Source organism: Enterococcus sp. 7E2_DIV0204, assembly GCF_002140855.1.
GTDB classification, from domain to species: Bacteria; Bacillota; Bacilli; order Lactobacillales; family Enterococcaceae; genus Enterococcus_L; species Enterococcus_L lemimoniae.
In genome coordinates, this window is sequence record NZ_NGKY01000001.1 from 3,114,876 (window position 1) to 3,128,032 (window position 13,157).

Annotated in this window: 12 protein-coding genes and 1 pseudogene; 4 read left to right on the forward strand and 9 right to left on the reverse strand. The window is 34.8% G+C overall.

The window, feature by feature from the left end:
- Nucleotides 1-3: 3 nt before the first annotated feature.
- The 3 genes from pflA to A5819_RS14465 all read left to right on the forward strand — a co-directional run bounded on the left by pflA (nt 4) and on the right by A5819_RS14465 (nt 2,832).
- Nucleotides 4-768 (forward strand): pyruvate formate-lyase-activating protein, encoded by a 765-nt coding sequence (gene pflA / locus A5819_RS14455; RefSeq protein ID WP_086279448.1) that lies wholly within the window; start codon nt 4-6, stop codon nt 766-768.
- A gap of 97 nt (nt 769-865) precedes the next feature.
- Complete coding sequence (locus A5819_RS14460; RefSeq protein WP_086279449.1) at nt 866-1,792, forward strand: manganese-dependent inorganic pyrophosphatase; 927 nt, start codon at nt 866-868, stop codon at nt 1,790-1,792.
- A 155-nt stretch (nt 1,793-1,947) separates the two neighbouring features.
- Complete coding sequence (locus A5819_RS14465) at nt 1,948-2,832, forward strand: DUF1803 domain-containing protein (RefSeq protein ID WP_254907279.1); 885 nt, start codon at nt 1,948-1,950, stop codon at nt 2,830-2,832.
- 87 nt (nt 2,833-2,919) lie between these two features.
- Here A5819_RS14465 and A5819_RS14470 read toward each other — a convergent pair whose 3' ends face one another.
- Nucleotides 2,920-3,453: a DUF2179 domain-containing protein gene (locus A5819_RS14470; RefSeq protein WP_086279451.1), complete on the reverse strand. Its 534-nt coding sequence runs from the start codon at nt 3,451-3,453 to the stop codon at nt 2,920-2,922.
- Nucleotides 3,454-3,643: 190 nt separating this feature from the next.
- Between A5819_RS14470 and cls the strand changes: the two genes are divergently transcribed.
- Nucleotides 3,644-5,104 (forward strand): cardiolipin synthase, encoded by a 1,461-nt coding sequence (cls, locus tag A5819_RS14475; RefSeq protein WP_086279452.1) that lies wholly within the window; start codon nt 3,644-3,646, stop codon nt 5,102-5,104.
- A gap of 166 nt (nt 5,105-5,270) precedes the next feature.
- Here cls and A5819_RS14480 read toward each other — a convergent pair whose 3' ends face one another.
- The 8 genes and pseudogenes from A5819_RS14480 to metA all read right to left on the reverse strand — a co-directional run bounded on the left by A5819_RS14480 (nt 5,271) and on the right by metA (nt 13,012).
- Complete coding sequence (locus A5819_RS14480; protein ID WP_086279453.1) at nt 5,271-6,065, reverse strand: alpha/beta fold hydrolase; 795 nt, start codon at nt 6,063-6,065, stop codon at nt 5,271-5,273.
- A 58-nt stretch (nt 6,066-6,123) separates the two neighbouring features.
- Nucleotides 6,124-6,576, reverse strand: coding sequence for a nucleoside deaminase (locus A5819_RS14485; protein ID WP_254907280.1), 453 nt, complete (start codon nt 6,574-6,576; stop codon nt 6,124-6,126).
- A 27-nt stretch (nt 6,577-6,603) separates the two neighbouring features.
- A complete protein-coding gene (locus A5819_RS14490) occupies nt 6,604-7,050 on the reverse strand; it encodes a GNAT family N-acetyltransferase (protein ID WP_139843305.1) in 447 nt (148 codons plus the stop codon).
- 138 nt (nt 7,051-7,188) lie between these two features.
- Nucleotides 7,189-8,532 carry an FAD-dependent oxidoreductase gene (locus tag A5819_RS14495; protein ID WP_086279454.1) on the reverse strand — a complete coding sequence of 448 codons (1,344 nt, stop codon included), beginning with the start codon at nt 8,530-8,532 and terminating at the stop codon, nt 7,189-7,191.
- Between the two features lie 258 nt (nt 8,533-8,790).
- A pseudogene (locus A5819_RS19885) lies at nt 8,791-8,916 on the reverse strand (N-acyl-D-amino-acid deacylase); the annotation flags it as partial.
- A 158-nt stretch (nt 8,917-9,074) separates the two neighbouring features.
- Nucleotides 9,075-10,298 carry an amidohydrolase family protein gene (locus A5819_RS14500; protein ID WP_176271437.1) on the reverse strand — a complete coding sequence of 408 codons (1,224 nt, stop codon included), beginning with the start codon at nt 10,296-10,298 and terminating at the stop codon, nt 9,075-9,077.
- A 23-nt stretch (nt 10,299-10,321) separates the two neighbouring features.
- Entirely contained in the window at nt 10,322-11,677 is a 1,356-nt protein-coding gene (locus tag A5819_RS14505) for a citrate transporter (protein WP_086279456.1), read from the reverse strand.
- 402 nt (nt 11,678-12,079) lie between these two features.
- On the reverse strand, nt 12,080-13,012 hold the full coding sequence (gene metA / locus A5819_RS14510) for a homoserine O-succinyltransferase (protein WP_086279457.1): 933 nt from the start codon (nt 13,010-13,012) through the stop codon (nt 12,080-12,082).
- Nucleotides 13,013-13,157: the final 145 nt, after the last annotated feature.

Consider the following 13,157-nt stretch of genomic DNA (forward strand, 5'->3'; position numbering starts at 1 on the left):
GCAATGACAACTCCAGTTATCGGTAGAATTCACTCTACAGAAAATTTTGGAACCGTTGACGGACCCGGCGTTCGTTTCATCGTATTTACACAAGGTTGCCGCATGCGCTGCCAATTTTGTCATAATCCTGATACTTGGAAGATTGGTTCTGGCGGACGCGAAGTAACAACCGATGAAGTTTTAGAAGAAGCAATCAAATATCGTTCTTATTGGGGCGAAAAAGGCGGAATCACTGTCAGTGGGGGCGAACCTTTACTTCAATTAGAATTTTTAACTGACTTGTTTAAAAAAGCGAAAGAAAAAGGAATACATACAACAATCGATACTTGTGGCAAACCATTCACAAGAGAAGAACCCTTTTTCAGCCAATTCGAAGAACTAATGAACTATACTGATTTACTGTTATTTGATATCAAACATATTGATAACGAACAACACAAATTACTTACTTCGTTAGGAAACGAAAATATTTTGGAAATGGCCCAATATCTTTCTGAGATTGGAAAACCAGTTTGGATTCGTCACGTTTTGGTTCCCGAACGTAGTGATTACGATGAGTATTTGATTCGGTTGGATACGTTTATCAAAACATTGAAAAATGTCGACAAAGTAGAAGTGTTGCCGTATCATACAATGGGTAAATACAAATGGGATGAATTAGGCTTAACGTATCCATTAGATGGAATCGAACCACCGAAAGAAGATCGTGTAGCAAATGCGAAAAAATTGCTTCACGTCAACGACTATCAAGGCTATGCGACAAGATAGTCGATAAAAATAGAAAAGAAACAACAATTATTGTTGTTTCTTTTCTATTTTTTGTTATTATTAGTAATGAAGAATAAAGAAGGAGTGAACCATTTTTATGTCAAAAATTCTTGTTTTTGGACACCAAAATCCTGATACAGATGCGATTGGAGCTGCAATCAGCTTTGCTTACTTACAAAAAGAACTAGGCAAGGAAACAGAAGCAGTCGCTTTAGGCGCACCTAGCGAAGAAACACAATACGCTTTGGATTACTTTAATGTGGATGCACCTAGAATTGTAGAAAGTGCGACTGGCGAGACAACACAAGTGATCCTTGTTGACCACAATGAATTCCAACAAAGTATTTCCGATATTGCAGATTTAACGATTCTTGCAGTTGTCGATCACCACCGAATTGCTAATTTTAAAACAGCTGATCCATTGTATTACCGTGCTGAACCAGTCGGTTGTACTTGTACGATCATCTTGAAAATGTTTAAAGAAAACAATGTAACTATTCCTAAACAAATTGCAGGGATGATGGTATCAGCGATTGTTTCAGATACATTATTATTCAAATCACCAACATGTACACAAGAAGATATCGATGCTGCGAATGAACTAGCAAGTATCGCTGAAATCAATTTGAATGGCTATGGCTTAGACATGTTAAAAGCTGGTACTAATTTAAGCGACAAATCTGCTGAAACATTATTAGATTTGGATGCTAAAAGCTTTCCGATGGGTGCTAAGAATGTCCGTATCGCTCAAGTCAATACAGTTGACCTGAATGAAGTATTAGCTCGTCAGACAGAACTAGAAGCTGCAATGAAAAATGAAAATGCAACAAATGGATATGATTTATTTGTTTTGATCGTGACAAATATTTTAGATAGCGATTCTGAATTATTAGTGATCGGTGATTCATTAGATAAAGTAGAAGCAGCTTTTAATGTAACATTAAATAATAACCGTGCATTTTTAAACGGTGTTGTTTCTCGTAAAAAACAAGTTGTCCCTCAGTTAACTGAAGCATTTAGCTAAAGTATACATCTGATTTAGCAACTTAATAAACTACAGGTGGCGTTGATTACTCCAGCTGTAGTTTTTCTTATGAAGAAGAGTAGATAAGTAGAAAGCGTGAGTCAACTATGGAAAATACAACCTATTACTATGCTCAAACTAACCAGAGTGAACCTTTGGATAAAATCGTCTCTGATCCACTCTTTAAAGAGATCGTAGCATACTTCACAGAACGTCAAGATCAAGAGATTATTCTACGTCAAATCAAAGCTGATCTTCCAACAAATGGCAACTTAGAACTATACCTAGATAAACTAATCAAATACAATCTGATTAAACGAAAAAACAGAAGATATTCACTTTCATTTCCGATTTATTCCAACGAAAAAACCCAAATTCTTCCAGAATCAATAATAGGGTTATTAGAAAGAATGAAACTGGAAAGTGAACGAACGAATTATTTTCTTTTTGGTGAATGGCTGTGGTCTTTATTCTTTAGTGGAGAGCAAGGAGATTACTTCTTTGGCGTTAAAGATTCTTCGAATGGCCTACCTTTGTTTCAGAGAAGGGAGGAGGGCAACGATACATTACGGTTTGTCTCGATTTTTACAGCCCAGCAGGTTCCATTTGATTTAGCAAACTATTTCAATCTACTATCCAAAAGTCAAGTGTTGCCTCAAATTTTTGAGCCTTTGCAAAATTTAATCGGGGATATAGATCTCAATTATTTTATCCAACAAATTCAAAAGGTAATACGTACTGTAAATAGAAATAAAACAAGAGAATGTAAGGTAAATATTTTTCAAGAAGCTCTACTTGTAACGGGTGATTTGGTGCGAGATGAAGAAAACCAATTATATTTTGCCGTTCCATTATTAGAAAATCAAGTTCTTTCAGATGAACTAAAGGTCCGTCTAGATCAAATGAAAACCGAATTAAGCTCTTTATGGGCAAATATCACAGATGAAAATCAGCGTGTCTTTTTAAAACACCAAATTTATAGTGTGTTAGTTGAAAATAGTTTGTCTAAGCAAAATCATATTCATTATTTCAAATATTAGTTTAGCATAATAATATTATGTAAACTTGATTACAAAAGAGAAAAACACTCAAAGAAAGTCTGGAACAAATCTTTGAGTGTTTTTCTCTTAATTATTACGCTTACGTACTTTTTTCGTCCAAAAACCACCAGAGATAAACTTGGGCTCATAAGAAATAATAAATGCCCTAGGTTCTTTTTCATTGATCAACTTATATAAGCTACGTTCATTTTTACGTGGGGAAAGAATTTCTAAAATCATGCGCTCTCCTTCACGGCCAGCTCCAAAGCTTTGTGTAACGCCATACCCGTGGTCTCGCAGAATCTCTGCCAAATTGAGTTGTTCTGTGGAAGAAGGTAGGATAGCCGTTACCATGATGTAACCCAAAGCTAGATAATCTTCAATTTTGATTCCTACACTAATCCCAACTGCATAACCGAGAGCATAAACAACCAGATTTATCGGATTATCCAAGCGGTTCAAGACCATACTAAGACCTAATACGTAAATCGTTATTTCTGCCATACTGACTAAAGGAGCAATCAAACGGTAGCCTTTCATTGTTAACATAAAACGAATGGTATTCAATGTGATATAAGAAAAATTCACTACAAAAATAGTAACAAGCATTTTGATATCCATTTACAATTAGTCCTCTTTTCAATTAAATAGTTCAGCATATTATAGTACAACATTACAACAATTTAAATAGGGTAGGGCAATCTTTATTTGAATTGTTGAATTCTGGTTAAGCTAATGTTATTTGTTGGATGAATCACTAGTTTTTGCTATAATCACTATATTACGTATTTTAAGGGAGAAATGAAAACAGATGCAGATTTTTATTACCATACTTGTTGGTTTATTGTTATTAAATACGACAGCAGCACTAATTACCGTTTTTAGAAAACCTCGCAGCATTTCAAGTGTTTTAGCGTGGATTATGACCTTATTATTTTTACCAGGCATTGGGTTTATCATTTATCTCTTTTGCGGCAGAGGAATCAATGGTCAAAAAGTGTTTAATTTGACTGCGTATGATCAAGAAAAAATCACTGAGATCAAGAAGATGGTTGATGCTGATAATTTGAAATCAGATGGTAAATTGGATATTAATTTACTAACAGATGCTCGCGTATTGAATAAGTACTTCAGAAACATGGATTCTTCACCATTAAGTAAACGAAATAGCTTAAAAATTTACACTGATGGCAAAGAAAAATTCGAAGCTTTATTTGAAGATATCCGCCAAGCTAAAGAGACGGTTCATGTTGAGTATTATTCATTTTTTAATGATCGAATCGGGAATCAGTTTTTAAATTTACTTGGTGAAAAAGTCAAAGAAGGGGTTTCAGTCCATTTAGTTTATGACCCATGGGGCTCTCCAGGAGCGAATAAAAAGTTTTTTGCAGACTTTGTTGCTTTAGGCGGGAAAGTTGCGCCGTTTATTACTTCTAAAAATATGATTAGCAAAACCCGGTTAAACTACCATTTACACCGCAAAATGGTTATAATCGATGGCAAAATAGGATGGACCGGCGGATTTAATGTCGGCGATCAATATCTCGGAGAGAGCAAAAAATTCGGTTATTGGCGAGATACACATATTCGTTTAGTTGGCTCTTCAGTTTTTTCGCTTCAAGAAGTTTTTATTATGGATTGGAATGCCTCTGTACAACATGATGCAGAGAAGATGGACTATCTTGATCACTATTTCCAAATTGCCGAGGACAGCCAGCTTGGTGATTTAGCATTACAAGTTGTTTCCGATGGACCGGATTCAGAGGAAGAAATCTTAAAAAGTGGGTTCATTAAAATGATTTTATCTGCTGAAAAATCAGTCTGGATTCAAACGCCATATCTAATACCTGATGATAGTATGATCAATGCACTGTTGATTGCTGTTCGATCTGGTATCGATGTACGTATCATGATTCCGTGTATGCCTGATCATCCTTTTATTTATCGTGCTACACAGTATTATGCGAACTATTTGCATAAACGTGGAATTAAAATCTATATGTATCAGAATGGCTTTTTACATGCTAAAACAATGATCATCGACAATGAAATCTGTATGATCGGTACAACGAACCAAGATATCAGAAGTTATGCCTTGAATTTTGAAGTTAGTACGTTTATCTATGATACAGAAGTTGCTTGGAAATTGACGCAAATATTTGAATCAGATATGAACGTAAGTCTATTATTAACAGACGAAATAATTCAAAATCAATCACATTGGTTGCGGTTTAAACAAAACTTTTCACGATTATTATCACCGATCTTGTAAAATTACTTTAGAAAAGACAGTGAACCTTAGTTAAAATGAGGGGACTGTCTTTTTCTATAAAGTTATATATATGAATGGACACTTAAAGTTTATTTCGTTTTCTAGTTAACATAATATACATTATACAAAGTAGTTTGATTCGACAAATTAAAAGACTATTTAGTCGTTAACTTAAAAAATTACAGATTTCAGTTGTAACAGACTCTCGTTGATCTAGTTGCATATTATGCCCAGCATTTTTAATCAATACAAAGCTACCATTATAAAAGTCTTTTTCATGGTCCAAGGTATCCTGGAATCCAACGACATCATCCTGTTCAGCTAAAATAATCAAACTATCGCAAATGATCGGTTTAGCGAAAAGACTTTTTTCAAACTTGAAGGCATATCCAACTTCCTGGAAAGTCTTTTGGAAATTGTGATCTCCAATGACAAGTCCTGGATAAATCTCTTTAAGAAAGTTCTTGTATCCTTGTTCTGTTATATTAGCTGCTGAAGCTTTGTACTGAGCAAAGAGAGTTCTATTCTCAACCTCAAAAAACTCTGAGGTTATTTTAGTTTTTTCTGGCAAGTTTCGTTGCTTAGCATTTGCTTTTACAACTGGAGCTAACAAAATTAATTTTTCGACTTGTTCAGGAATAAATTTAACAAGTCCTAAAGCTAAGTATCCACCATAAGAATAACCTAAAACGGAGAATGGTTCTGTTCCGATAATCTTCTCGATTAATTTAAGTAAAATACTTAGTAACTCATCAGCATCAATCATTTTATCAGGAGCTGGTGAGTTGCCCATCCCAGGTAAATCAATATAGATTCGTCTATAGTTCTTATACTTGATAGATTCTTCAACAGTCCCTTTTACTGCTCTATGGTCAATGGCAAAACCATGAATAATAAGTAGCGGTCTCCCCTCTCCGATACTATCATAAAAGACTTTTACATTATTATCAAAATAGTACATTATTCTATTCGCCCCTTAATTAATGATTTACATTTAACACTTAAGCGAAAAGTTTTTTTCATCTTAGGTGCCTTGTGAAGTAGTCTTTAATCTCATCTAGCATAAAATTTTCGATTAACTCAACTTGATGAATGGCAGATCCTTGTTCTAGCATAGTTCGACACTTTATAAACGACCAATCTGGAAGTTTACCTCTGAATCTAGGGTCATTAGCATAAACGATTCCGTCTATTCCACTCCAAATAGCAGCAGCTGAACAAAGCGGACATGGTTCAAAGGTTGAATATAACCAATAGCCTGACGGTAAATTATCCGTTTCTAAAAACTTACAGGCCTGTCTAATTGCATTAACTTCAGCATGAGCTGTTGGATCATTTTCTTCTGTAACAGTAGTTCTACCTATTGAAATGATCTCTGCTTTTTCATTGATAACTGCAGCATAGATCGAATGTTTTGTCCATTGTTTTTGAATCAACTCTGTCATGATTTTTGCGCTTGGATGCTGACACATGCTGTTCTCCTTTTTTGTTTAAGACTTTTAATAGATCTTCTTTGACATGCTGATATCAGTCGCTATGAATCCAGTTTTTTCATATAAATGAATCGCTCCTTTATTATGAGCAAATACATGCAAGTCGATCTGAGAGACATTTATATCTTTGGCCTTTTCGCTAAGACGTGCAATCGTTTGTTTACCATAGCCCATATTTCTATACTCTTCAAAAATGATAAAGTCATAAATGAAAAATCTTGAATCATAAGGTGTTTTATTTAAATGAACCCATAAGAAACCAACATTTTTATCAAATGATTCGTCTTTAATCGAATATAGATATTCGTTTTTTGTATTCTTTCCATCAGGTAAAAGCTCATTAAAACTTTTTGTTGCTAGTTGAATTGCTTTTTCTTTATTCCAAGTCCCTGCAGTAATCTTATCTTGAGCATAGTCTTTGATTGCAAAAGAGAGATAGTTATCAAAATCTATACGTTCATTTCTTCTAAAATAATGGTCATATTATTTTTCCCGCCAATTCAAGTTATTTAATCAAATCATACCATCTTTCTGCTACGAGCAAAAGACCACAGAAGATTTCTTTCTGTGGTCTTTTTTTAGTCTTATAAACTATTGTTCATTTTTTAACGCCACTAAAGCAGCTGTATTGATGATATTCCAAGGCTTATCAAATGAAGGTTGGAAGAAAAAATCAGCATAGGCCAAATCTTCAAGGGTCATTTTTGCCTTGATTGCTAAGGAAATAGCATTGATATTAGCCGTTAAATCAGCTTTTGACATCAACTGAGCACCTAAAATTTGAGTTGTTTCAGGATCGTATACTAATTTAAACCAAGCTTTTTGTTTGTCAGGATTGAAATCCATCAAATAATCTTCAACAACTAAGGTAGATTTCGTTTTCTTATCCAATTTTTTTGCCATTTCTTCATTGATTCCTGTAGAAGCAAATTTGTAATCAAAAACAGCTAAACCGGAAGATCCTTGAATACCAGGGAATGGTTTTACTGGTTTCATTAGGTTTTTCACAGCAAAACGACCTTGTTTTCTTGCATTTGTCGCTAAAGCAATGTTGACTTCTGTCTCACCAGGATTGTATTTGATCAATGTTGCATCTCCAACTGCAAAAACATCAGCAGCGCTTGTTTGCATGTACTCATCGGTTTTAATCAGACCATTAGGATGTAAGTCTAACGTATCTTTTAACCAGCCTGTATTAGGACGAACACCAACTGCAACAACAACCAGATCAGCAGCATATTCAGCTTTATCAGTTACAACTGTTTTAACCTGTCCTTCACCTTTATAGCTTTGAACTGTTTCGTTTGTTACAACCTTGATATTATTAGCTTCCATTTCTTCAGTCAATACGTCAGTAAATTCTTTATCCAGATAGACACCTAATGGTCGATCTAAAATATCGATAACGGTGACATTTTTACCAGCTTTTGCGAAGGATTCGGCAGCTTCGATACCAATATAGCCACTACCGATGACAACCACATTATTTACCTCTGGATCAACGGTTTTTGCTTTTAATTTGATTGCCCATTTTCTACCACGCATTAAATAAATATTTTCTAATTCTTTACCTGGGACATTTAATTCAAAAGGAACTGCTCCTGGACTGATGATTAGTTTATCATACCCTTCAGTGCGTTCTTTTCCAGATAATAAATCTTTCACCACTACTTGATGGTTTTCAGGTTTAATCGCAGTTATTTCTGTATTTGAAAAAACGTTGACCCCTCTACTCTCCATCTCTTCACCAGTCATATAGCGAACTGAATTAACATCTTTTACTTTACCTTCTAAATAAAGTTGCATACCACAGGATAAAAAAGAAATAAAATCGCCTTTTTCGTACCATTGGATTTGTGCATCTGGATGTAGACTTAGTAATTCCTCAACTGCTTCATAGCCTCCGTGCGATGAACCTAAAACAATAACTTTCATTTCCTGTACCTCCAATATTATTTATTATATAATAAAGAGTATCATATAATCAGCTACAAATACAAGCAATTTCTATTTTTATTCTCAATTGTGTAATTTAATTGAGAATAAATATGACTAATTAGCTTTATAAGCCTTACATGATGTATTTGGTATTACTATATTTTATTATTTTCTCACCATATATAGTTTACATAATATAATTATAGGTAATTAAACAACCAGCTATCGATCACATAGCTGGTTGTTCGGAATGACTTATTTAAAGATGGTGACTTCTTTTTTTACTTCGACAGTGATTTTTCCATTTTTGATAACATAATTTCTCTCTGGAATATCAATAATAGCATCTGCTTTGACCTTCGTATCAAGTAAGACTCTGTCTCTTATACACATCTAGATGTGTATAAGAGACAGGCCTTACATGATGTATTTGGTATTACTATATTTTATTATTTTCTCACCATATATAGTTTACATAATATAATTATAGGTAATTAAACAACCAGCTATCGATCACATAGCTGGTTGTTCGGAATGACTTATTTAAAGATGGTGACTTCTTTTTTTACTTCGACAGTGATTTTTCCATTTTTGATAACATAATTTCTCTCTGGAATATCAATAATAGCATCTGCTTTGACCTTCGTATCAAGTAAGACTAAGTCAGCCTTATTGCCTACTTGAACGCCATAATGCTCAAGACCTAAGGCTTTAGCTGGATTTTCTGTGATCATTGGTAAAACAGTCGGTAAGTCATCCGCTCCACCTAAATGCCCGACTGGAATAGCTAACATGGCAATTTGCATTAAATCACCATTCCCATAAGGCGTAAACGCATTACGAATATTATTAGTCGCTAAACAGACATTGACGCCTGCGTCACGAAGCTTTCTGATCGGTGTCACAGCTCTGCGAACATTGTACACATCGTTTCTAGCTCCTAAATGCAAATCAGTTGCTGGCAAGGCCATCACGCTGATTTGAGCTTCAGACATTAATGATAAAATTTCATTTAAACGTTCTGGTTCTAACGCATGTAGAGCAGTTAAATGTCCGACTGACACTCTGCCATGATAGTTTTCAGCTATCGTTTTTTTACATAGATATTCTATTGAAATATCTGTTGCTTCATCACTAAAATCTTGATGAAGATCAATGTCTTTATCATATTTTTTAGCAATTTCAAAAACTAAATCTATATGCCTGTCCGCTGGAGCATCATTATACGGAATACCGCCGACAACATCTGCCCCCATTTCCATTGCTTCATACATCATCTTTTCCGTACCAGGCGCTTTAAAAATCCCTTCTTGGGGGAATGCCACAATTTGCATATCGATTAGATCACGATATTCTTCTTTTAATTTCATAATAGTTTTAAAGCCAGAAAAACCTTGAGCTGGATCAAATTCCGCATGTGTTCTAACAGCAGTTACACCGTGAGAGATAATCATTTCCAACGCTCGTTTTGCTCGTTGATAAATATCTTCTTCGGTAAATGTTGGCTTTAATTCCGCGGTAACACTGATTGCTTCTTGTAAAGTTCCTGATTTATTTGGCTTTCTATCAGCAATCAAGGCTTTATCCAAATGAATATGGCTTTCTACCAAGCCTGGAATCAAAACACGACCTTTTGCATCAATGACCGTTACGGCATTATCCGTTAAATTTTCTGAAATCGCAACGATCTTACCGTCTTTGATCCCTACATCTTGCAATGCTTCTCCATCACTTAATCTCGCTTGTTTAATTAAAATATCCATGTTTTCCACCCTTTCTATTTAAACTAAATAAAGAAACCAATCAAAATTAATACCACTGATGCCATACTGATCCATTTTACATTCCCTTTTACAACGTCTAAAATTGGAATTTGGAATCCTGATGATAAGGCTTGCATCGTAATATTAACAAAACTCATTTGACTGCCTAACCCAACGCCTACAGCAACTAATCCAAGTTCAATAGAAGAAAAACCTAAGGACACAGCTACTGGTAATACAAGTGTTAGTACGGAGCCTACATATGCACCCGCTGGCACACCAATTAAAATTCCGGTTAAAATTGCAACTGGAACCATGATCATGGTCGGCGCGGCACTAGCAATCCCGGCAATAACCGCAAATGTTCCTGTTTGAGCAATAATATTAATAAATGCTAGAAAAATCCCTACTTGGAATAATCGAGTCAAAATATACGTTGACCCATCCACCATCGCTTCAACGGACTGATTTAAAGTAAAATCTGAACAGATATAAATCAACGCTAAAGTTACTATCATATAAACTAAAGGAGTTAATAAAGCAAATCCAACAAGATCATTGACTACAGGACCAAAAATTACCGCAAACAATAAAAAGATTGCTGGTAAGGTCAATTTAAATAATGCTTTATTGCTCATTGAGGCATATTCATCCTCACTATTTTCTTTAAAGCCCAAATTTCGGCGTTTGGTTCCCCAGAAAGCTAAAATAATGGCTAACGCACAAAACACTAACCAAATCGGGCGCATGTCGGAAACATACTTAGCTACACTAAAGTCACCCAACTTCGAAACGATACTTGATTCTAAAGATGCAGGTGACGTAGTAAACGAAACCGCCGCAGAAAGTGACATTGCCGCAATCAGTTCAGGAACGACCCCAACTGCTACAAAAGCCAGTGGTGCAATAACCATAGCGCTACCACCGCCAATACCAGACATATAGGTTGCTGCTGCTAACAAAACAACAATAAATGCTGAAACATATTCGAGTTTTCCCTTTGTTCCTCGTTTAGCAAGTGTCAGTGCTGCTGAGTAACCGCCTGATTTAAATACGGCCATTGCAACCGCTGAGTTGATGATTGGAACAGTAATACCCAACATCATAGGAATTGTTTCTAATAATTGTTTATTGGCTTGTTCTAAACCAATTCCACCAATGATCATTGCCAAAACTCCACCAACAAAACCTGCAATAATCATATCGACCTTCATAAACAATAAAACTAAAACTACGATCAAGGGAATGATCACGATTATAGCCTTGATTCCTGTAGGTGCTGTGATTGCATCAATTTCTTGTGCAAAAACAGGTACGAACGAAAACAGAAATAGTATGGAAAGTAACAACCCGCTCAAAAATTTTTTAGGTATTTTCATCATTATTCCTCCAACATAGTTAATTAAAGCCTATTCATTTTTTGAAATCTTGGAACGTCTCCCAAAATAATGTTGATTTAGGGGTATGTACCTCATGATTCATTTTTTTGAAACCTTTGATACTATTAATACGTTATTTATTCTGCTAAGACAAACCAAATAAATAACTATGGTATTTGTGATGGTTATGATTCAAGCTACCTATACCTTAGCATTCCATCAACCTACGGCCTCCTTCCTTCTCCTTATAATACGTTTACTTTAAAAAAAAAAGGAACAAGAATGCTTCAAAAAATTATTGAACTATTTCGAAAAGGTAACGCTTGCATTTTTGAAACAAACGTATTTAGATAAAAAAATAAAACAAAAGTAATATTTCTACTTTGTTTTATTTTTATCTATTTAATATTTCCCGACTTCAAGTAAATCAGTTAAATCATATGGTGTATTTTGATAAACTGCATAATTTAGCCAATTAGAAAATAACAATGATGCAGCCATATGCCAACGGAGTTGTGGCACCTTACTTGTGTTATTGTTCGGGAAATAATTCTTGGGTAGCTTAGGCTCTATCCCTTTATGTTGATCACGCTCAAATTCTTGTTGTAATGTTTCACGATCATATTCTAAATGCCCCATCGCATAAAAAGCACGATTATTTTTATTTCCAACTAAAAAAAGCCCTGCTTCTTCCGATTCAACTAAAACTTCTAATGCCTCAGTCTGATCTATATCGCTCTTTTTAACCCCTGTATATCTAGAATGTGGCGCAAAGAAGACATCGTCAAATCCCTTTAAAATACTCCAGGTCGGTGTTAAAACATCATGTACAAATATTCCAGATAGTTTTTGGTCTAGCGGATATTTATTGATTTTATGATGATAATATAACCCAGCTTGTGCTCCCCAACAAATATGGAACGTTGAAAACACATGAGTTTTACTCCATTTAAAAATTTCTTGCAATTCTTCCCAATAATCAACTTCTTCAAAACGCAATTGCTCAATCGGCGCGCCAGTAATAATCAAACCATCATAAAATTTATCTTTTACTTCCTTAAATTGATGATAAAAACGTTTCAAGTGATCAATAGATGTATTTTTTGCGTCGTGACTACTCATATGCAAAAAATCAACATTTATTTGTAAAGGCGTATTACTTAATAGTCTCAGAAGCTGAACTTCCGTTTCATCTTTTTTAGGCATCAAATTTAGAATCAAAATTTCTAAAGGACGAATATCTTGGTGCATGGCGCGATCTTCGTCCATTACAAATATTTTCTCTTTTTCTAATACTTTAATAGCTGGTAGCTCTTTTGGAACGCAAATCGGCATGTGTATATCCTCCCTTTCATTTTGTCTAATTTCATTTTACGATAAAAAGAATCAGAAAGGAAGTTTCTTTCTCCCAAAATGCAGCTATTCTGGTAAAACAGTCCATTTTTGCTAAAAAAACATGAGGTAGGACGCATGTCCCACC